Source organism: Ekhidna sp. (assembly GCF_039960695.1).
GTDB lineage: Bacteria > Bacteroidota > Bacteroidia > Cytophagales > Cyclobacteriaceae > Ekhidna.
This window is the reverse complement of the sequence record NZ_JBDVKP010000018.1, coordinates 235,302-258,257: the sequence shown is the minus strand read 5'-3', so window position 1 is coordinate 258,257 and position 22,956 is coordinate 235,302. Positions and strand designations below refer to the sequence as shown.

The 22,956-nt window shown below is 40.3% G+C and carries 14 protein-coding genes and 1 tRNA gene; 5 read left to right on the top strand and 10 right to left on the bottom strand.

Annotated features, from left to right (window positions below):
- Positions 1-38 precede the first annotated feature (38 nt).
- Positions 39-3,470 (top strand): prolyl oligopeptidase family serine peptidase, encoded by a 3,432-nt coding sequence (locus ABJG98_RS11170; protein ID WP_348279598.1) that lies wholly within the window; start codon positions 39-41, stop codon positions 3,468-3,470.
- A 61-nt stretch (positions 3,471-3,531) separates the two neighbouring features.
- On the opposite strand, the gene ABJG98_RS11165 is transcribed toward ABJG98_RS11170, so the two are convergent.
- Positions 3,532-3,948 carry a hypothetical protein gene (locus tag ABJG98_RS11165; protein WP_348279597.1) on the bottom strand — a complete coding sequence of 139 codons (417 nt, stop codon included), beginning with the start codon at positions 3,946-3,948 and terminating at the stop codon, positions 3,532-3,534.
- A gap of 167 nt (positions 3,949-4,115) precedes the next feature.
- Here ABJG98_RS11165 and ABJG98_RS11160 point away from each other — a divergent pair, with 167 nt between their 5' ends.
- From ABJG98_RS11160 to ABJG98_RS11150, 3 genes are all read left to right on the top strand, one after another.
- Positions 4,116-8,096, top strand: coding sequence for a two-component regulator propeller domain-containing protein (locus ABJG98_RS11160; RefSeq protein WP_348279596.1), 3,981 nt, complete (start codon positions 4,116-4,118; stop codon positions 8,094-8,096).
- A 133-nt stretch (positions 8,097-8,229) separates the two neighbouring features.
- Positions 8,230-9,024, top strand: a complete 795-nt coding sequence (locus tag ABJG98_RS11155) for a hypothetical protein (RefSeq protein WP_348279595.1) — start codon at positions 8,230-8,232, stop codon at positions 9,022-9,024.
- Positions 9,021-9,629 carry a hypothetical protein gene (locus ABJG98_RS11150; RefSeq protein WP_348279594.1) on the top strand — a complete coding sequence of 203 codons (609 nt, stop codon included), beginning with the start codon at positions 9,021-9,023 and terminating at the stop codon, positions 9,627-9,629. The genes ABJG98_RS11155 and ABJG98_RS11150 overlap by 4 nt, the downstream gene beginning before the upstream one ends.
- Before the next feature lie 14 nt (positions 9,630-9,643).
- Here ABJG98_RS11150 and ABJG98_RS11145 read toward each other — a convergent pair whose 3' ends face one another.
- The 8 genes from ABJG98_RS11145 to ABJG98_RS11110 all read right to left on the bottom strand — a co-directional run bounded on the left by ABJG98_RS11145 (position 9,644) and on the right by ABJG98_RS11110 (position 18,967).
- Positions 9,644-10,456: a hypothetical protein gene (locus tag ABJG98_RS11145; RefSeq protein WP_348279593.1), complete on the bottom strand. Its 813-nt coding sequence runs from the start codon at positions 10,454-10,456 to the stop codon at positions 9,644-9,646.
- Between the two features lie 7 nt (positions 10,457-10,463).
- The gene (locus ABJG98_RS11140; protein ID WP_348279592.1) at positions 10,464-11,327 is read right to left on the bottom strand and encodes a hypothetical protein; all 864 of its coding nucleotides are present in this window, start codon (positions 11,325-11,327) and stop codon (positions 10,464-10,466) included.
- 1 nt (position 11,328) lies between these two features.
- Positions 11,329-14,013: a TonB-dependent receptor gene (locus ABJG98_RS11135; protein WP_348279591.1), complete on the bottom strand. Its 2,685-nt coding sequence runs from the start codon at positions 14,011-14,013 to the stop codon at positions 11,329-11,331.
- On the bottom strand, positions 14,010-14,951 hold the full coding sequence (locus ABJG98_RS11130; RefSeq protein WP_348279590.1) for a FecR domain-containing protein: 942 nt from the start codon (positions 14,949-14,951) through the stop codon (positions 14,010-14,012). Before ABJG98_RS11130 ends, ABJG98_RS11135 begins: the two co-directional genes overlap by 4 nt.
- 67 nt (positions 14,952-15,018) lie before the next feature.
- The gene (locus tag ABJG98_RS11125; RefSeq protein WP_348279589.1) at positions 15,019-15,528 is read right to left on the bottom strand and encodes an RNA polymerase sigma-70 factor; all 510 of its coding nucleotides are present in this window, start codon (positions 15,526-15,528) and stop codon (positions 15,019-15,021) included.
- A gap of 179 nt (positions 15,529-15,707) precedes the next feature.
- Positions 15,708-15,783, bottom strand: a tRNA-His gene (locus tag ABJG98_RS11120).
- A gap of 65 nt (positions 15,784-15,848) precedes the next feature.
- Positions 15,849-17,183, bottom strand: a complete 1,335-nt coding sequence (locus tag ABJG98_RS11115) for a dihydroorotase (RefSeq protein ID WP_348279588.1) — start codon at positions 17,181-17,183, stop codon at positions 15,849-15,851.
- A gap of 329 nt (positions 17,184-17,512) precedes the next feature.
- Positions 17,513-18,967, bottom strand: a complete 1,455-nt coding sequence (locus tag ABJG98_RS11110; protein WP_348279587.1) for a M28 family peptidase — start codon at positions 18,965-18,967, stop codon at positions 17,513-17,515.
- Between the two features lie 145 nt (positions 18,968-19,112).
- Here ABJG98_RS11110 and gcvP point away from each other — a divergent pair, with 145 nt between their 5' ends.
- Entirely contained in the window at positions 19,113-21,992 is a 2,880-nt protein-coding gene (gcvP, locus tag ABJG98_RS11105) for an aminomethyl-transferring glycine dehydrogenase (RefSeq protein ID WP_348279586.1), read from the top strand.
- A 118-nt stretch (positions 21,993-22,110) separates the two neighbouring features.
- On the opposite strand, the gene ABJG98_RS11100 is transcribed toward gcvP, so the two are convergent.
- The gene (locus tag ABJG98_RS11100; RefSeq protein WP_348279585.1) at positions 22,111-22,896 is read right to left on the bottom strand and encodes a thioredoxin family protein; all 786 of its coding nucleotides are present in this window, start codon (positions 22,894-22,896) and stop codon (positions 22,111-22,113) included.
- Positions 22,897-22,956 lie beyond the last annotated feature (60 nt).

Below are 22,956 nucleotides of genomic sequence, written 5' to 3'. Positions count from 1 at the left end.
GGTGTCGTTTGTTCGATAACCTAAAAAAATCACCAATTATGAGACATACCCTATTCATAGCTGCAATACTTCTGTGCAGTGTAGGATATTCCCAAACAAAAACAATTAAAGGCACCGTTTTTTACGATGAGACTAAACAGCCTGTTCCTTTTGCCTATGTAAAGCTCAAAGGTGTAGCATATGGTACGGTAACAGAATTTGACGGCACCTTTTCATTGAAGATTCCTTCCAAATATTTTGACAGTATTCTGGAGTTTTCCTACGTTGGCCTCAAGACACAAGAACTCCAACTTCACAACTACGAACAGCCAGTCAAAATCTACATGAAAACTGAAGTAACTGAGCTGTATACTGTTGTGGTCAGCACCAAGCGTGACCTGAATCCAAAAAGCATCCTCAAAAAAGCGCTCAAGGCAATTCCGGATAATTACATAAATGAGCCTTTTAATCTAAAAGGTTATTACAGAGAATATGTGAAAGAAAATGACAATCCTGTAAAGTATGCGGATGCGGCATTTGTATTAGACCTCAAGCCCTATAGTGGCAAGGAGGAAAAGCGAAAAAGATTTGAAAATCCAGTAGATCTCTCAGGTGTAACAACTATAGGAAGCTGGACTTCAAGATCATCATCACTGCATCGTTGGCATTTTCATCAGAAAATTCTAAAGGGAGAAAAGTCAAAAATCATTGAAGCTAAATCAAGTGACGACCTCAACACTACCCGACTCTATTCCAATATTCAGGGTGGGCCACTAAGCGCTTTGACCAAAGATCGACTCAAGTATCCATCCAACTTTCTGAGTCGGTTTGGCAAGTATGAATATACCATGCTGGAAGTTGAAAAGAACAATGAAGGTTTCTACCTAATCAACTTTAAACCTGAGATGTCTCCTGAAAAAATGGGGGAGAAAAAACGTCCAAATGATTATGAATACAAGCTGGGAGGCAACATTCTGATTCGAAAAGAAGATTTAGCCATCACTGAAATTAACTACTCCGTTCCTCCTGAATACAAAAAATATATCTGTGGATATCGCGGTTGGTCTGTAAGACACTTTGACTTTTCTGTTCAATCTAAATATGCAAAGGATGGTGATAAGTACGCGTTACAATATCTTAAACATGCGGATGAATTCATTGTAGAAGATACAGCAACCGATCGTCGAATTCCGTATGCTGCCATCTCAGAGTTTTTTACGCACGCTGTTGAAACAAAGGACAAACTCTCCATTTCAAACATGGAAAATTTTAGCAACTCAGACTACAACTACCTTTTCGATCTACCCGAAGGTTATAACACTGAATTTTGGGCAAAGTATACGCTGGAGCATCCGGAATCAAAAGTGCCGGAAGTCATCCATGTAGCTATGAGCAAAGAAGTAAATCTAGAAAAACAGTTTTCAGATAAACTTACTCGAGACACTACACTACTACCACCCGTTGCTAAGAAATACCCAGTATCAGTAGAAGCCCACGGGCAAAAAATTCAGGATGATTACGCCTGGTTGAAAGACACCAAAAACCCAATGGGAAATGAGGAGATCATGCAATATCTCAGCCAGGAAAACGGATATACAAACAATTATTTTAAACCTTTAAAACCACTTCAAAGAGAGCTGTTTAAGGAGGTCAGATCTTACGTTCAAGATACTTATGTTTCATTGGCGAGAGAGGAAGGAGGCTACAAGTATTACTACAAATACGCCCCTGAAGAAGAATATGCCAGACACTATCGTAAAGCCCAGGGAAAAGGTGGTAAAGAAGAACTGCTTTTTGACGTGAATAAAATGGCTGAAGACAAGATGTACTATGCGTTTGGTGGGTATTCCGTCAGCCCCGGAAATAAAATGATCGCCTACTCTGAGAATACCACGGGAAATGATAAATGGGTGCTGAAGTTCAAATATTTTGATGAGGACAAACCCCTTCCATTTAGTCTCGATTATGTAGGAGGAATGATCTGGCTCACAGACTCCACAATCCTCTACGTAAAGACGGAAGAGAAGACATTCCGAGCATCTAAAGTCTTCAAATTCGACCTATCAGTAGGTGAAAGCCAAATAGTCTATGAAGAATCTGATGTAAAATTTTCAGTATCTGTTTCAAAATCCCGAAGCAAACAATTTGCATTTATCAGTACCTATGGAAGTAATCAAAATGAGATTCAGCTACTCAACCTAGATAATCCACAGGGGAAATTTAGAATGGTCGTTCCCCGAAGAGCAGATCATAAATATAGCCTCTCCCACTATGAAGATAAATTCTATATCCTGACCAATCATAAGGCAGTAAATAATAAGCTCATGGTTACAGATACTTCCAGGTTTGAAGAGAATTCTTGGGTGGAAGAAATCGCTGAAAGTTCAGAAATTGAAATAACTGCCGTCGTTCCGTTTAAAAATTGGATGGTGTTTCAGGAGAGACATGGATTGCAGCATAAAATAAAAGTCATGAATAAGCTGGATGGAAAAGAACATTATGTAAAGCAAGGGAATGATCGATCTGTTTATTTGGGAGAAAACGTTGATTTTGACACGGACACGCTCCGCATAAGTAAAGCCAACTACCATCGACCACTTCGAATTCAGGATTATGATATGAATGAAAAGAAGTTTAAGCACCTTAAAACGGTTGGAGGTATATCACCTGCTTATTTTGCTAAAGTTGAGACCATATACGCCAAAGCAAAAGATGGCACCCAAATACCGATTACACTCATCTACAACAAGCACTTGGTAAAGAATAAAATTAAGGATGGGAAAAAACCTCCACTTTATATTACCGGGTATGGTTCTTACGGGTCCAGCTATTCGGCAAGCTACAATCCCAATATCGCGCCGCTTATTCAAAAAGGATTTATATATGCCATTGCTCATGTAAGAGGTGGCGGTGACCTTGGAGAAAAGTGGTATCTGGAAGGCAAGATGCTAAAAAAGAAAAACACATTTACAGACTTCATCACCAGCACAGAATACCTGATTTCTAAAGGCTATGGGGAAATGGGGAAAGTCATTGCAGAAGGAGGAAGCGCCGGAGGTTTGTTAATGGGAGCAATTGCAAACATGCGGCCTGATCTTTACAAGCTCCTCATTCTGGATGTACCATTCGTGGATGTCATCAATACAATGATGGATGAGAAACTGCCTTTGACCAGCCTGGAGTACGATGAATGGGGCAATCCCAATGAAAGGAAGTATTTTAAATACATCAAGTCATATTCTCCATACGAAAATGTGGAGGCCAAAAACTATCCAAACATGCTTTTCCTCACCGCTATCAATGACTCCAGAGTGGGATACTGGGAGCCCGCAAAAATGGTAGCCAAACTACGTGAGGTGAAAACGGACGATAATGAAGTGCTGCTTAGAACGGACTTTTCATCAGGACATGGCGGTGCTTCTGGCAGATATGCCTCGCTTGCAGAAACCGCATTTAAGTACGCGTTGATTTTGGAGATGATTGAAGAGTAAAATCCAACATAAACAAGAAACCCACAAGCCAATTTTTGGCCTATGGGTGAAGAGTAGATAATTAGTCTTTACTAAATAGAAAAGTATCCGATCCATCTTCTAACTCAAGCTCAGTAGTTGAAAGTGTTTCTACATCTAATTCCCAATCGGAAAAATTCTGATCGTAATCTATTGTGATTTCATCTTGATCTGAATTCCACTCCCATTCACCAGTGTATCTTTCCAGTTCTCCATTGTTATTGATCTCTTCCTCGTAATCTCCGTCCGCATCAAAGGTGACTTCAATCTGAAAACTCGAAGAGAGGTTCATTCCATTAATTTCCTCTAAATTCCATTTTCCGGTTAAAAGCTCTGTCTTAGATGGGCCAGGGTCGTCTTTACTACACGATGTAAGTAATACCAAACACGCAAATAGGCACGATAGCAGAATAGCTGGTTTCCAACTATTTCCTTCTTTTTTTCTTGATAGTGTTTTCATAACTGTGATAGTTTTATTTGATGATAGCAATGTAGATTCATCACTTCCCATCCTTTACCACATATGTTTCATCCTTTGATAGTGAGGTAACATTTGTACTTTTTCTTGTTTTTATTGACTTTTACTCAGTGAAGGAGTGGTTGCCTTTACTCACCAATCAGACTGAAATGAAGTACCGGCTCTGTTTTCTAGTTCTGTTCAGCTGTTTGTTAGCCACTGGCCAGACTAACAAGACCTTCAATAATATCACTGTGGAGGAGGGTTTGTCCTACAGTCTTGTTTTTGAAATTATTAAAGATAAGTATGGCTTCATGTGGTTTGGTACAACCGATGGCCTTAATAAATATGACGGCTATAACTTCACTATATATCAAAATATACCTGCAGACTCAACCAGCCTTCCCGATAATAGTATTTGGGGACTTTTAGAAGATTCATCCGGCAATATCTGGGTAGGGACTGATGGAGGTGGACTATCACTTTTTAATAGAGAACGTGAATCCTTCGTGACCTATAGTCACGATGAAGATCGCGCAAATAGTCTGATACATAATTCAGTCAACTCAATCATTGAAGATCAGAGCGGTTCATTGTGGATAGGAACCTATGGAGGAGGTATCTCAAGGCAAATAAGCGAAGGCGTTTTTGAAAACTTTGAACATGATCCTAAAGACTCTACAACTCTTAGTAGTAACTATGTTCATCACATTTTTGAAGATCGTGAAGGTCAAATATGGGCTGGAACAAAAAATGGACTCAACCTATTCAATCACGAATCGAGAAGTTTCACCCGAATCACTTCTGATAAATACGATCTAAACAATGATAATGTGCTATCAATTGCACAAGATGAAACGGGTCTGTTTTGGTTAGCAACATGGGGTGGAGGGCTCAATTCTTACGATTTAGAAAGTAATACCTTCAAAAATTATATGCTTGAAATAGAGGGAGGTAACCGGGTGGCATTTGTGACAGTAGATACTGAGAATACCGTCTGGGCTGGCTTCCTTGGGAGTGGTTTGGTTTCCTTCGATGGCGAGGATGAGCTCTGTACCATTACTAATGATCAATTAAACGCTTCAAGTATTATAAACAATAGTGTTTGGGTCCTTTACGAGGATGACAATAGAAATCTGTGGATTGGTACCGAAAGTGGCATCTCGGCCTTAAATCTAAATGCAAACCCCATACATACCGTGGGTATGTCAGACTTCAATTCATCATTTAGTAGCACAGTCATTACAGGGTTTAGTGAAAGTGCTGAGGGCATTCTATTTGCGACAGAACAGGAAGTGGGATCATATAATGAAGAGGGAATAAAAAAACTGATTCAGGTCCCTGACATCTGGTCAATGATAAAATCTAAAGATCATGAGCTTTGGGTTTCATCTTATGGATATGGAGCTTTTCGGTATGGCTTGGACAATGAATTGATTGAGCAATACTTAAATCCTATAAATAAACAAATGGAAAATGCTACCTATATATATGAAGACAGAAACGGTCTTATATGGGTAGGGACATATGGAGAAGGGCTTTTTTCATACAACCCCTTACTCGATCAATTCTCTCACTATACGTTGCTGGATTCCGGCCACCATGCTTCGCCCCCTGTGCTCAACATGATAGACGATACACATGACAACCTATGGATTGGCACTTATGGAGAAGGGCTTATCAAGCTAAATGTAGAAAAGCGGTCGACCGAAAGAATAGATACCCAAAGCAAAAATCCTATAAGCCACAACACAATACTTAGCCTACACTCAGACAATGAGGGTTTTCTCTGGATTGGAACCGATGGAGGAGGTCTTAATCGGCTGAATACCCAATCGGGAGCTATTTCTCTGAAAACAACTCTCAGCGGTCTGCCTAGCAACGTGATTCTTGGTATTCTCGAGGATGATAATGACAACCTCTGGTTGAGCACCAATGCCGGCATTTCGAAATACAATAAGCAACTTGAAAACTTTACTAACTACGATCAATCACACGGTTTAGTCTCAAAAGGTTTTAATGCTGACGCATTTTTTGAAGACTCCGACGGACGATTCTTTTTTGGAAGTGGCAATGGCTTTAATTTCTTTCATCCGGATAGTATTCGGCCATCAACATATATTCCCCCTGTTTACTTCAGTGACCTTAAAGTACTCAATCAATCTGTCAATATTTCCGATAGCATATTAGACAAGCATATTAACCTGGTAGAATCAATATCATTGAACTACGAGCAGAATTTTTTCACCCTAAACTTTGCTGCTCTGGAGTATTTCGCCGCAGAAAAAATTACTTACGCGTATCAACTGGAAGGCTTTAGCTCAGATTGGATATATACGGATGCGTCCAATAGGCAAGCGACCTTTACTAATCTGGATCACGGAGATTACATCCTTAATGTAAAGGCATCTAATAGTGATGGTATATGGGGAGACAATATCAGATCCCTTAGCATTAGTATCCTACCTCCGCCATGGAAAACATGGTGGGCCTATGCACTTTATGTAACAATACTCGTTGCAATTTTCTGGGTGATCGCACACACATTAAATATCCGGGAACGACTTAAATCTTCTCTCAGACTTGAGCAACTCGAGCGAAAAAAAGTAGAAGAAATGGATCATTTAAAATCCAGATTCTTTGCAGGAATTTCTCATGAGTTTCGAACACCTCTGACTTTAATTTCCTCTCCTATTGATCAGTTAATTAGAAGGTTTAAAAAGAATGATGAGATCCGCTGGTCATTAGACTTGGTCAAACGAAATGCAGATCGTCTCTTAAGGCAAATCAACCAGCTTTTAGATCTCTCGAAGATTGAAGCCGGCAAACTAAGACTCCAGGTCAGCAAAAGCGATATTGTCAACTGGGTTAAGATCACCGCCGCCTCATTTGAGTCTTTGGCTATAAATTCAGACATTAACTTTTTGGTCTCGCTGCCTACAGAACCGCTAGTCATGTTCTATGATAAAAACAAGATTGAGCAAATTCTGATAAACCTTCTCTCCAATGCTTTTAAGTTTACCAGTCCCGGCGGAAACATCCAACTGAAAGTGGTTGTTGGTGATGATAATATTGCCATAGAAGTTGCCAATGAAGGAATAGAAATACCTCCTGAGCATCAGGATAAAATATTCAATCGGTACTATCAGATCCAAAACTCAAAAAAAGCTGTGGAGGGGAGTGGCATAGGTTTAGCCTTAGTGAAAGAGTTTATCGAGTTGCACCATGGTTCGGTAGCGGTTCATCGCAAGCAATCTTGGACAGTATTCACACTGTACATACCATCCGCTGATTCCGTATATCTTGAAGATGATCGTGTGTCAATGGAAGACACAGAAGTTTTTAAAGCGATTCAGCAACAAGAAGAGGAAAATGAGTCTCTTAAAGGAAAACCTGCCAGCAAGGAAGAATTACCAACACTACTAATTGTAGAAGATAATCTTGACCTGAGGTCTTACATGGCCAAGGAATTAGCTAAAGAATACGAAGTATTGGAAGCCATGAATGGACAAGAGGGCGTAGAAATGGGAAATTCGCAAATTCCAGATTTGATTATTACTGACTTAATGATGCCAGAAATGGATGGTATTGAAATGCTACAAAAATTAAGGTCTGATCCTAAAACAAATCACATCCCTATCATTATGCTCACAGCAAAAGCCGAAAAAGAATCCCGACTGGAAGGCTTGGGACAAGGCGCTGATCACTATTTAAATAAACCATTTGATGTGGATGAGCTTGTTGTCAGGTCCAAAAGTCTTCTCCACCAGCGAAAGAGAATAAGAGATCACTACTACAACGAATTCCTTATTAATCCAAAAGCAGAGAATATCCCTTCAATGGATGATCGTTTTTTAGAACAGGCCGTTGACATCTTCGGAAGTCAGCTAAGCAATCACGAGTTTTCCGTAGATCAGTTTGCCAAGGAGCTGGCCATGAGTCGAGTCCAGTTACATCGTAAAATGAAAGCTATTATTGGATGCTCTGCCTCTGAATTTATGAGACACTATCGACTAAAGAAAGCATTTACCCTTCTGAAGAATAAGACAGGGTCAGTTTCCCAAATTGCCTATTCGGTAGGTTTCAATAACCTCTCTTACTTCACTAAGGCTTTTAAAGAGATTTATAATAAAAACCCCTCACAGGTTTAAGATTATTTTATTCTCGGTGCCATTTGATGTTTATTCAAAGGGATGTAACCTACGTACTAATCCTTGAAACGATTGTGTTAAACATTAGTACCCATAAATTCTAGCTTGGTGATGAACCAAATCAGAATTTATTATGAAAAAATTACTAATCCTTTCTTTAACACTTCTGGTGCATTTCACCATTGCACAAGATATCATAGTCATGAAAAATGGCGATGAAATAAATGCGGTTGTCCTAGAAGTTGGGTCTGAATCCATTAAATATAAAAAACACGATAATCAGAATGGGCCTACCTACACTATAGACAAAGCTGAAGTATTTATGATCCGCTATGAAAACGGAAGTAAAGATGTTTTCAACACCCAAAAGGAAGAACCAAAAAAACAAGTAACAAATGAACGCTCTTTTTCAAAGGGCTCCATCAATATAAATCCACTGGGACTCCTTCAATTTGGACCCATCATTCAATATGAAGGCAAAATCGGTTCTTCTAGCTATGTTGTTCCCTATTTTCGGTATGCCTATGCTGGTGTAGCCACCCATGCAATTTGGACTGAATTTGAAGAAGATAACGAACTTTCTGCAGGCTCCGCCGCTATTGGATTAGGCTTTAAAGGATTTACGTCAAGTGACAACTCGCTGTATTATGGAGGGCTTTTGGACTATAGCTGGACAACTGCGCGATACAATATTGGACAAACGAGTGAGACAGAAGAAAAAGCCACTAACCTTGGGGTAATCTCCAACTTTGGATATCGTTGGAGGTCAAGAGGGAGCTCTTATATAAACCTTGGCTTACTTGCAGGAGCCGCGTTTACACTGAAAGATGAAGAACGATACGTTTCAGATGGATCATTGCTTAGCCAAGATGAAGACATTACCATCTTCGCAATGATCGAGTTTTCATTTGGATGGGATTTCAAATGAGAACTAAAAGCATCCTGATTGTGCTTTTGTGCACGTCTATAGTAACATCAACTGCTCAGGATATCATTACTAAAATGAATGGTGATGATATCCAGGCAATTGTGATTGAAGTACTGCCGACTTCTGTTAAGTATAAAAAATATAACAACCAGAAGGGCCCACTGTACACACTTAAAAAAAGCGAGATATTTATGATTAATTATGAAAACGGATCCAAAGACGTCTTCACTACACAAAACAGTGATGTAATGGAAGGCTCATCGGCCACTATCTATTTTTACAGACCTAAGAAATTTGCCAATGGTAAAACCAAAATAATTGTAGGAACAGTTGAGCCTGATGAAGTACTGGTTGGCCTCAAAAATGGAAGATGGTATGAGATGGATTATGAGCATCTGGGAGATCGGCAATTTGTTGCAGGGGTTTTTTCTCTAAACAAAGAGATTTACGAACTAGACGTTGAGCACAATGAAACTTACTACGTTAAATGTACAGTTTTGACAAAAGGCCTAAAAGTAATGGCAGAACTCACGTTTGTAGGCAAAGCAACTGCTCTTAAGGAAATGGAAGGGTTGAAAGAACAAGAAGACTCATTGGTAGATTAAAATGCAACTAGATTTTATTGCCTTGCAAAGTCTAGCAAGGCATAATATTCATATCCATTCCAGTCAAACGATCCAGGAAATCCAATAACCGTAGCGCCTCCATTGGTCAAAAAATTGATCTCTGGAGTTCGCAGCGGACCTAGATCGTCATTCTCATCACGATAGGTATACAGCAATGAAGAAAGATTCAAGTCCGAAAGTTCCTCCGTATATCTAGGGGTAACAAGGTTTCCAAGTAGCCTGTAGTCAACCCAGTTTTCCCGATTGACAATATATCCGTTTTGGAAAATCTCTTCCCCGTCTAATATCGCTACCCTCAGTTCCTCTGCTATTTGAATAATCTCTTCCTCCACATCCAACCGTCCATTTAATAACACGTAGCTGTCAGCAATCATACCATCTCTAACAATACTTCTCAGCGCTAAAAAGCTTCCAACATAATCGCCAAATACAATTACATGGTTTCCCTCGTCCTTAAAATGGTTGATTGTCCTCAACAGAATATCTATCGAAAAGTCATTAATATCCTGAGCTTCTTCTTCTGACATATAATACTGCTTAGAAAGCTCTGGATCTTTAGTTTGAGCCTGATGTACCAGAACGACATTGTAAGGAAAAAACACAAGCTTACTTGCAAGCTCTTCATCTGGGTCTATGTCATGCGTCAGGCCGTCAGGCAATACCAGAAGTACAGTGTCGTTTTGAGCGACTTCCTGAAAAATTACATAGTCTACAGAATCTAATGGACGATAAACAACGGCAAGCTCATCATTGCATCCAGGGAAAAGTAGAACACCTAGCACAAGAGTAACAAGGATTTTCTTCATTTGTAATTCAATTTTGTCTGTGTTTGGTAGTAAATGCTGAGAAGAAAACACCAATCACTTCATCTGTGGATTGGTTATTTGCATCAAGAAAATTACCTGAGAGATTACCTGGTGGAATACTTAACATTTGGGTAAAGAAATCCGGCTCATCTGTGCCGTCAAGCTGAAGCTCCCACTCTCTTAAAAAACCATCCACTTCATGTGGAATTTGCATTACATAGACATATGGGTCATATACTTCAGAGGCCTCATATAAATAGACACTTGCAGATAGATCAGGACCAACGCGCAGTTTCTTGTAATAGAAAAAATAGTACTCCATAGTCAGAAAAAGATCTATGCCCTGTCCATAGTCACCAATTATATAGCTGTAATATTCATCTTCATCTATTGCTTCCAGCTCATAGAGATTGGCCCTTCGATTGGGGTCATATTCCGGATCTGAAATGTTCACTTTTGACTGGGATGACATACTAGTTGGCGTACTCTTCCATGACCTTTCGCCTATTGATACGAGTAACCAATACGAATGATCTTGCTTTGCAATGCTACTATCCGATGTTAGGTAAAAGCCCCTCTGCTGATCAAAAACCATTGGATATGAAAGAGTGTCTTCATCTTTGGTCACTTCCATCAGTTGGACAACTGCGTCTGAGACAACCTCACTTGCCGGACCTCTGCTGTCTATTGGCACTGATCCAAGAATATTCACACGGGCTGGCTCATCATGTGAACCTACATATCCCAAAATCATCAGTTTTTGAGAAAACTTGAAATCATTAAAATCAGCATCTTCAATGCATGATATTATGGGCACAAAGCATGTACAGCAGAAGAAGACATTAAAAACCCTAATTATGATTTTTTTCATATCAAAACTTCATGTTGTAAGAGAATGTAGGAATAATGGAACCTAAAATCGATACCTTTTTTAGAGCATAAGGGGTGTCAACCCCAGTACCTGTCTTCGAAATCAAATAGGAAAATGTGTTCTTATATCCATAGAGGTTCAGGATAGAAAAAACCCATTCCCCTTTGATTTTTTTTGAGGAGTCCATCTTTGGCAAGATGGTTATCGACACGTCTAAGCGATGATTTGGTTTGAGTCGGAAAGAATTCCGATCTGAGTAAATGATCAGGTTATTTATACGACCTTCCGGTAGCGTAATTGGTCTTCCTGACTGGAACATAAATTTTGAGTTGAGCCTTACGCGGGCACTCGGCGTGAAGGAAACCAATACATTCAGGTTGTGAGGCCTATCATAATTTGAAGGAAACGCTCGTCCATTGTTGATCTGGATTGACTCGAATGGGGACAAAGTCTTCACAAAAGACCTTGACCATGTATAGTTTGCGGACCATTCCCACTTACTACTCTTATTTTCAACTGTGAGCTCAACGCCGTGAGCGTTCAGCTCAGCGGGAAGCATGGAAACTTCTTTTTGATCCAGAAATAAGAGTAGCTGATTCTCCCTGAATTCTACAAAGTTTGACATTTGCTTGGCAAATACATCCACAGAAAACTGCCATCTTTCTCTGGATTGTACGTATCCTACGGTCACTTGATCTGAGATGGTTGGCTTAAGATGATAGCCAGAAGGCGCCCAGGAATCGAATGGAACAATGGCATTTGAGCTTGAAAGTAAATGTACGTATTGGATCATACGATCATACGCAACTTTAACTGCATTCTTTCTGTCAAGCTGATAGCTCAGTGCGACCCTGGGCTCCGGATAGTGATAGTGAGCAATTGTCTTGTTGGCAGCAACGCGTTCTACATTTTCGACTGTAATCTCTGATTTGGGCAGGTTCGGATCATACTTGTAAATGAATCCCGGACCATAGTTCCAAAGCCCTGCATATCGCAAGCCTGCCCGTATTTTCAAAGGTGTTAACGGGTTAAATTCCAGATCTATGTAAGAAAAGTACTCGAGCCCGAACTCCTTAGGAGAGGGCAGGTGATCTGATGACGCTGACTTTTGATTAAGCGGTGTAAAAATATTGTTTTTGACACCTGTCCCTAAGTGAAAGTCAAATTTCGAATTCATAAAGAATGATACATCAATTTTACCTTCAGTAGTCTTCACGCCAGACTCTCCCCTGGTCGGTTGGCCTGCTACGTCATCGAAACTGGTCGCATATTCAAATTGATAATTCCCAGTAATAAGCGTAAAGTTGGAAAAGACCTTATCTGAGAAAATATGATTCCAGCGAAGCGTAGCAAGACGATCTCCCCACCCAAAGCCGTCCTTGTTTACATTGCCATTATCTAAATACTGTTGGTTAAAATGGTCTGCTCCAGAGTAGCCAGAAAGAAATATCCGGTTCCGCTCATTAATGACAAAGTTCAATTTTATGGTCGCATCATGAAAATTAAGTTCCTGACCTTCTTCTTCTGAATCATCGGGGAGGTTCATAAACAAATCCAGAAATGATCTCCTCCCCGAGAAATACACGTTTAACCTGTCTTTTATTATCGGTATCTCGAGCCCTATTTTTGATGATAGGGGATTCAAGGAAAGGGCACCCTCAAAACTCCTGCTATTTCCTTCTCTAAGACGAATATCTACAACAGATGAGGTTCTGCCTCCGTACCTCGCGGGGATGCCTGCTTTGTAAAATTTCATATCTTTTACCGCATCATTGTTGATCACTGAAATAAATCCAAATAGGTGTGCAGTATTATAAAGTGGCGCCTCATCGACTAAAATTAGATTATGGTCTGTTTTGCCCCCACGAACATTGAACCCTGTAGTACCTTCTCCCACAGAGCTAACCCCTGCCGAAGATAGTATCGCCTGTTGCATATCCGGCTCACCCAAAATGGCGGGTATAGCAGCCACTCTTTGTGGAGTAAATCTTACAGAGGAAATTTCTGTTGTTTCTAGTTTGCTCTCCTCTGCAATTACCTCTACAGTCGATAGCTCTATAGATGATTCTTCCAGATTCACTTTTAGTGAAGTGTTATCTTCCAATATCATTTCATTTGTATGTGTCACATAGCCAGAGTAGGAAATGACGATCGTATGTTTTCCTGCCGGAAGTCCAAAGGAGTAAAATCCATAGGCATTGGATGTAGCTCCTTGCAATGATTCCAGATCATAGATATTTACACCTATCAGTGCTTCCCCTGTATTTGCATCTGAAACAGTTCCAGATATCGTGTATGTCCTTCTTTCCTCTTCGATTCTCTTATTTTCTTCTAAGGAATAGATTGTTATTATTTCTCCCACCAACTTAAATCCAAGACCCTTTTTATTAAGTAACGCTTCGAGAACATTTTTCAAAGGCTGGTTCACAATATTTGCGTTCGCTATCTGATCTTCCATGCACTTGGCATTACTATTGAACGCGATTCGAATTCCAGATCTTTGCTCAACATTTTTGAGCGCTTCTTTGAGTGTAACATTCTCGAATTCTATTGAAATCTTTCTGTTTAGTATTGAGTTTTGACCAATGCTTGAGAAAGAAAGCAAGACCGTCAATAGAATAAGTATCAAGCGTAAATCCCTGTAAAATGGGTGAAGAATATGTGATGATGATCTAGTGAGTTTCATTTCTCCTCGATTATGAATTTTCCACCCATCTCCTTCACCTCAAGTCCACATGCGTGGGTAAGTATTTCTACGATTACTGTAAGCTCATCAACATTAAATTTTGCGGTAAGATTACAACCAGATGTGGTACTCTTGAGAACAATTTTGTCATCATAAAAGGTATTTAAGGATTTAACTGCATCCTGCAACTCTGTCTCTTCGAAGAAGAAGAGTCCAGTTTTCCAGGAATCAAAGTTTGCATCTGCACTCTTTTTGTTCAACCCGTACTCATTGCTGATCGCTGCAAGTCCTTCTGTTAGGATCACTCGCTCATTCCCAGTTGTTTGCTTCACTTCTACGATCCCCTCTTTGACGGAAACTTCTGTAAACGAGTTAGTCGCATTGACATTGAATGAAGTCCCTAGCACTTTTACTTTTGTACTGCTCGTAGAAATTGTAAATGGCCTTGATTCATCTTTAACTACGTTGAAAAAAGCTTCTCCCCGAAGTTTCACCTCTCGCTGTTTATCATTGAATCCTTCAGGAAAAGAAATCGATGCTCCTTCGTTTAAATAAACTGTGCTCCCATCAGGTAGGATTACACGCTCTTTCGAGGCTACCTCAATTGAATCCCATTTGCCAGCATTACCTATAAAATTATACCAACCGATTGTTGAAGCAATTAACACAACAGCCGCTGCGAGTTGTCTCCAATACCTAAATATTGGTATAACCGGATTTTTTATTGATTTATTCGTCTCAATTCGAGACAGTAATCTTTCCCATGCTAAATGTGAGTCTCTATCAACTATGGATATTTCCTTCCTTCTATCCCAGAGTTTGCTTAAAAGCGCATATTCCTCAGGATTTTTCTTTTTAAACTTAATTGCCTTTTTGATTTGCAGATCATCTGCTTCTCCGGAAAAGAAGTGCACCAACGCTTCATGAATGTCATCCATTGTGAGATATTTCCCCTATTGTCACATTTAGGAAACATCACCCTGACTTGAGGCAATTTTTTTTTAACTAGATTTTCGAAAGTAGGGCGAGAAGCAAATAATGCTCGGCTACCAGCTTTCTTAAGATCTTTAAAGCTCGGCTCATTTGGGTTTCTACTGTTTTTATAGAAATTCCTCTTTCCTCTGCAATTTCTTTATATGTCAAACCATTCTTCCTACTCAAAAGAAATATTTCTTGTGTCTTCTGGGGAAGTTTTGCTGCAAAAAAATGAAGGAGGGGAAGGATATCGTCTTCTTTAAATTCAGACGGATCTGGTAAAACCAATTCTTCCTGATATATATCTGAAAAATTGGCCTCCTTGCTTCTTAGTCGCTGGAGAAGGTTAATACTTTTAAATTTTACGGCTCGAAGTAGATATCGATCTGGTTGCTCCAATTGTTTGAATGATCCTTTATCCCAGACATCTACAAACACTTCTTGAACGACATCCTCAGCATCTCTTTCATTCTTCAAAATGACATATGCATAATTGTAAAGTGGAGAGTAATAAGTGTGAAATAGATCCTCAAATTCCATTTAGGTATCTTAATGCGGGAGTCGGCAAATGTAGCGGATAAATAAACTCGCAAAGAAAATGTAAATCTGTAAAGAGTCCAGATGGGCGGTGTGACCAAAGACCTCAAAAAATACAATTAGAATCAGGAGAGTGATAATCAAAAAAGCAGTCACATTTCTGTAACTGCTTTTGCTTTTCTGGGTGGAAGATGGGGCTCGAACCCACGACCCTCGGTACCACAAACCGATGCTCTAACCAGCTGAGCTACAACCACCGTATACTTTCCAGGAATTCTGAAAAGGACTGCAAAGGTAATACCCCTTTTGAAATCTACAAACGATTATTTTCGATCAAAATAAAGCCGCTGACCCAACTGGCTGTCATTCAGTTTTCCCTCTGAATAGGCCAGATGGCCAGATACAAAAGTTTTCTCCACGCTAGACTTAAATTCATGCCCGGTAAATGGTGACCAGCCACATTTTGCAAGAATGTTTTCTTTAGATACCGTCCATCGTTTATTCAAATCAACCAAAACCAAATCTGCCTTATATCCTTCTCTGATGTACCCGCGCTCTTTCACTTCAAAACACTCAGCCACCGCATGGCTCATTTTCTCAGCAATCCGTTCAAGTGAAATTTTTCCCTGCTGGTAAAAATCCAACATTGCAACAAGTGTATGCTGAATCAATGGCCCGCCTGATGGGGCTTTAGTATATGGATTCTGCTTCTCCTCCAAAGTATGAGGTGCATGGTCAGTCGCAATTACATCAATACGATCATCAAGTAGTGCTGTCCAAATTTTATCTCTATCTGATGCTTTCTTTACAGCGGGATTCCACTTAATAAAGGCCCCTTTTTTGTCATAATCAGCATCACTAAACCACAAGTGGTGTATACAAGCCTCAGAGGTGATTCGCTTCTGTCCTAGCGGCTGATCATTTGAAAAGAGATCGGTTTCCTTTCCGGTAGATATGTGGAGAATATGCAATCTAGCATCACTCTTCTTTGCTAGTTCCACTGCTTTTGAAGAGGATAGGTAGCATGCCTCCTCACTTCGGATGATTGGATGATATCTAAATGGTATATCATCTCCATATTGGGCCACGTACTTTTCCGTGTTCGCTCTCACTGTTGCTTCGTCCTCACAATGTGTAGCTATCAGAATTGGCGCATTTCTAAATATATTTTCCAGCGTTTCTTGATCGTCTACCAGCATATTTCCCGTAGATGACCCCATAAAAATCTTTATGCCGCAGACTGATGCAGGATCTGTTTTGAGAACCTCATCCAAATTGCTGTTTGTGCTTCCCATATAAAATGAATAATTGGCCAATGAATTTTTAGCTCCAATCTGATATTTGGCTGTGAGAAGCTCCTGAGTCACCGTTTGCGGATTTACATTTGGCATTTCCATAAATGATGTAACTCCACCTGCCACCGCTGCTCTCGACTCGGTGAAAATGTTGCCTTTGTGAGTTAATCCTGGCTCACGAAAGTGGACCTGATCGTCAATTACACCTGGAAATAAATGCAGTCCACTTCCATCAATAACCTCATGATTTGATTCAGTCGAGAGATTGGACCCAATCTTTTCAATTCGGTCTCCTTTTATGAGAACGTCTAATACAGACACCTTTCCTTCGTTGACAACACTTGCTTCTTTGATTAAAAACATATGATTATACCAGTTTAAAATATTGTTATTCTGGAAACCCAGAAGGTGTATTAGTTATGAACAATGTTCACTTTAAAGCAAAGCTGAATAAAAGTGAGCGTAATGTGAAAACAAAAAAGAGCTTTTAAAAAGCTCTTAATCGTACATTTACTCTAAATCTGTATTTCCTTCTATCACATTCTTGTATTTTTTGAAGCAATTACTTCTTGGAAACCGCATTAAATAATTATACTTGTAATAGAAAGATGGATTTTTATAGTCTTTCTTTCCATAGCTGGTTGAAAAGATCTTGTGGGGCGAATGCCCCACAATGATCAATTTCTCTTCAATTATTCTCCAGAAACTTTCTCCTCTTTTATTTTATCTGCTTTAATTCTTTCGGCTCTATTAGCTATTTCCCATCCCGTATAGAATACAAGTCGGGCTCTCTTTTCCATTGTTTCAAAATCTATTTTGTCTACAGTATCTGTCGCCTTGTGATAATCCGGATGAGTTCCATTGAAATAGAAGATGATCGGCACATTGTTTTTAGCGAAGTTGTAATGATCTGACCTGTAATAGAATCTGTTTGGATCATTCTCATCATTGTAAGTGTAGTCCAATTCTAAGTTTGTATATGTCTCATTCATATTCTCTGAGAGGTTATGGAGCTCTTGAGATAGCTTATCTGACCCAATCAAATAGATATAATCTGAGTTTTCTGAATGTGCATCATCTACTCTTCCCACCATGTCGATATTTAAATTGGCTACTGTGTTCTCTAATGGGAATATAGGATCGGTATCAGTGTAGTATCTTGACCCTAACAAACCTTTCTCCTCACCGGTTACAGTCATAAAAAGAATACTTCTTTTTGGTCCTTTTTTCTTCGCGGCAGCGTTCGAAAATGCTTCAGCAATCTCAAGTACTGTAACTGTACCAGAACCGTCATCATCAGCACCATTGTGAATTTCCCCATTGATAATTCCAACGTGATCATAGTGTGCTGTAATCACCAATACTTCATCAGGCTTCTCTGTTCCTTTCAGGAACCCTAAAACGTTTTCTGTGCCAACCGGCTTATCCAGATAGTCTGCATTGAAAATTACTTGTGCTTCATCCCCAGCAGCAATGGCACTAAATTCCTTATCAAACATCCAGGATGCCATAGACATATCACCAATGATCAATTTGTTTGATTCATTATCTCTACCATCCATTTGCAATGAGGGTCGTTTTAAATATGGAGAATATCGGGTAATGAAAGACTGAAATTCCTGATCGTCTTTAAGGATTACAATCACTCCACCTGCTCCTGCTTCTTTCGCTTTTTCCGCTTTCTCTTGTAATCCACCCAGTTTGTCTGCAGTAAAAACAACATACTTACCATTGTAGTCCGCCTCTTCTTCTTTCTCGTCAGCAACGATTACTTTGATGTACTCTTCTCCACTTGTTTCCGAACTCGAATAATAAACGAAATCTTCGAAACCAACTTTTTTATCATCGCCTCTTCGTAGGTAAACTGAACCAATTGCTGACTCTGTCAAATCAAACTTTTGGAAATATGAACCGTCGACTGGGGCCTCAAACCCAAGTGATTCAAAATGCTTTGCGATATATTCAGCGGCCATCTTCTGCCCTTTTTGTCCTGTTTCTCTCCCTTCATATGCATCAGAAGCTAACACAGAAAGGTGTGCTTTCAAGTCATCAGCAGTAATGGTTTTAGCATATTTCATGGCAGTTTTATCCTGTGCCAGCAGTCCAAAGGCCACCAATAGGCCTATTAAATAAGTTATCTTTCTCATTGTGATATAACGTGTTAAAAATCAGAAGTAAAACTAAATAATTTTAATCCGGGTAAACCAAACAATTACACTAATGGTTAGGTCATAAAAGCTTTTTGTAGTGGGGATCGTGACGTAAATTTGCGGCCTCTAAAACGGTACCTTGATGAAATTAAATCTGAATGATCGAGTTGAGTTTGAAAGAAGGCATAATGGTCCTTCAGACAATGAAGTCTCAGCAATGTTGGAAACCATTGGCTTAAAGTCTGTTGATGAACTTATTGCAGAAGCTATCCCAGCTCCTATTCTTAAGAAGAAGCCACTAAATCTGCCTCCAGCTCTAAATGAGTTTGAATACCTCAATCGAATGCAGCAGATGGCAGATAAGAACAAAGTCTTCAAATCATTCATCGGTCAGGGGTATTACAATTGTGTGGTGCCAACGGTAATCCAGCGAAACATCATGGAAAATCCAGGATGGTACACAGCATATACTCCTTATCAAGCTGAAATTGCACAAGGAAGATTGGAAGCTTTAATCAACTTCCAAACGATGGTTATAGACCTAACAGGGATGGAAATAGCCAATGCTTCACTTCTTGATGAGGGCACCGCTGCAGCAGAGGCCATGTGCATGCTTTATGGCCTAAGAAAAGGGGACAAAAAATCATCTAACAAGTTTTTGGTTGATTCCGAGGTGTTTCCCCAAACCCTTGATGTGCTAAAAACACGAGCACTTCCATTCGGAATAGAGCTGGAAGTGGTAGATCTTGCGGATGCTGACATTGCATCTCCAGAAATTTTTGGTGTTTTCTTCCAATATCCCAACAGTTCAGGTTCGGTGAGAGATTGGTCTACCATCGTTGCAACGGCCCAAGAAAATAATGTTTTAACCTCTTGTTCTACGGATTTGCTTGCATTGACATTGCTTACCGCTCCAGGTGAGTGGGGTACAGATGTGGTTGTAGGAACTAGCCAGCGATTTGGCGTGCCGATGGGCTATGGAGGCCCACATGCCGCATTCTTTGCAACAAAAGAAGTATTTAAAAGGTCCATACCCGGTCGAATCATTGGAGCTTCCAAAGATGCTCATGGCAATGATGCCTATCGAATGGCACTTCAAACGCGAGAGCAGCACATCAAAAGAGAAAAAGCTACTTCAAACATTTGTACCGCACAGGTATTGTTGGCTGTAATGGCAGGAATGTATGCCGTGTATCATGGAGCAGATGGCTTAAAGCAAATTGGCGCCCGAACCCATGGGCTGGCAAAAGAAACCGCCAACATCATCGCTCAATTTGGATTCGAAAACCAAAACACCTATTTCTTCGATACGCTCAAAATTCCGCTGACAGCTGATCAATTGATCATGGTTAAGCAACTCAGTGAAGAGAGCAAGATAAATTTCCGGTATTTTGAAAACGGCGTAGGCGTATCGTTTGATGAATCGCATACGGTTGATGATGCCAATCAGGTGGTCAAACTGTTTGCTAGATTAGGCAATGCTTTTGAAGCACCAATAGTCGAAGATTTCAAAGTGGAGTACCCTTCATCGCTGATGCGTACAACTTCATTTCTGGAACATCCCGTTTTCAATTTATATCATTCTGAACATGAGTTGCTTCGATACATGAAGCGACTGGAAAATAAAGACCTTTCGTTGGTACATTCTATGATTTCATTAGGCTCATGTACCATGAAGCTGAATGCAACCTCTGAAATGATCCCGGTAACCTGGCCAGAATTTGCAAACATCCATCCGTTTGCTCCAAAAGATCAGGCCGAAGGATACGGAGAGCTAATCACCGAGCTACATGATTGGTTGGTGGAGATCACGGGGTTTCATTCAGTTTCTTTTCAGCCCAATTCCGGGGCCCAGGGGGAGTATGCTGGCTTAATGGTGATTAAGTCTTACCTGGAAGGAACCGGGCAACCAAACAGAAATGTAGCCTTGATACCTTCTTCAGCTCATGGTACGAATCCAGCAAGTGCTGTAATGGCTGGCATGCGCGTGGTAATTGTAAAATGTGATGAGAACGGCAACATCGACGTGGAAGATTTGAAAGAAAAAGCTGAAGCACACAGTCAGGAGCTTGCGGCTTTGATGGTTACCTACCCTTCTACGCATGGTGTGTTTGAGGAAGCAATCATTGAAATATGTAACATCATCCATGAAAATGGTGGACAAGTATATATGGACGGTGCCAACATGAATGCCCAGGTTGGTTTGACCTCTCCCGGAATAATCGGAGCAGATGTTTGCCATCTTAACCTTCATAAGACTTTTTGTATTCCTCACGGCGGTGGTGGTCCAGGCATGGGACCAATCGGAGTGGCAGAACATTTGACTCCATTCCTGCCAGGACATGTGACGGAGCACAGCAGCAACCCAGCAGTGTCTGCCGCGGCCTATGGCAGTGCAAGCATTTTACCAATTTCGCATGGATACATAGCAATGATGGGAGCTCGTGGTTTGACCAATGCTACCAAGACTGCCATTTTGAATGCAAACTATATTGCTGCACGACTCAAAGATCACTATCCGGTACTTTATGCTAATGATAAAGGCAGAAACGCCCATGAATTAATCATTGACTGCCGAGCGTTTAAAAAAACAGGAATTGAGGTTGAAGATATAGCGAAGCGACTCATCGACTATGGCTTCCATGCACCAACAGTGTCTTTCCCAGTACCTGGGACGATGATGATTGAGCCTACAGAAAGTGAGGTCCAAGCTGAGTTGGATCGTTTTTGCGATGCAATGATTGCTATCCGCGAAGAAGTACAAGAGGTAATTGATGGGAAATCAGACGCTAAAGACAATCCATTGAAAAATGCGCCTCATTCGTACAAGGTATTGGTTGCTGATGAGTGGAAGTATTCTTACTCAAGAGAAAAAGCAGCCTTCCCTGCTGAATATGTAAGAGAGAATAAATTCTGGCCTGCCGTTAGCCGAGTGGATAGCGCTTACGGAGATCGTAACCTGGTTTGCAGCTGTCTTCCTCTCGATGTTTATGAGGAAAACGAAGAGGTTGTGGAGGTCTAAAGCTGAAAACAAGAATGGATGACGAGATATCGACTTAAAAATATTTTATCATAACCAACAACTAAAAAGCTCATAACCTTTCGGTTATGAGCTTCTTTTTTGATTTTTTGAAAAGCATTCAGTCTAACTGTGCAAGTAGCTCTTTGGATGTAATCTTGTCCATGAACTCCTGCATCTTCTCTGTCTGACCTTCGCACTTATAGCAGTATGCCATAATGAAGTTTTTCATCTCTGCCTCCTCCATTTTATCTACTTTTTTCATTGCTTTCTTATAGGCTCCTCTGTAGGCATGATTGAGTATCAGGTTAAACTCCGCTTCTTGAGCCAAGGCCTCCGTTTCTGCTTCTTTTTGTGACCTCTTGAAATAACCATCACTTACGCCTAGTATTCCTTTTTTGAGGCTTACGTTCTCGGTTTCCTTCGAAGCTTCCTGGTACCAGGCACCCAAACTGAAATACGTATTGCCGTCAGCTGATTTTTGTACTAGTTTAGAAATATGCTCACTCGGAGCAGGTGTGGATGGAAAGCCCTCGAAAATCTTCCTGTAAATAGAAGCACTGGAAAATCCGATCTCTTCCCAAATAACTTCTCCAGAAGCATCCATTAGGACTACTTTAGGAATCGTATTGGCACTATAGTTCATGGCAATTTCTCGATTGGAGTCTACATCGATTTTAAGGAAGATGAACTTGTCTGCATAAGCAGCCATTTCTTCCGTATTCCACATATCGATATCCATTTTCTTGCATGGGCCACACCAAATGGCCCAAAAGTCCATGACTATAAACTTGTTTTGCCCGAGCGCCTGCGCTCTGGCTACATCGTAATTTTTAATCCAGTTGATTTGTGAATAAGCAAATGAGCAGCCAATCACGAGTAAGGTGAATACAATTGATCTCTTCATAGTGGTATTATTAGGTGATACAATTTTAAGGAAAATATATTAGTTGCCAAGTACCGTAGT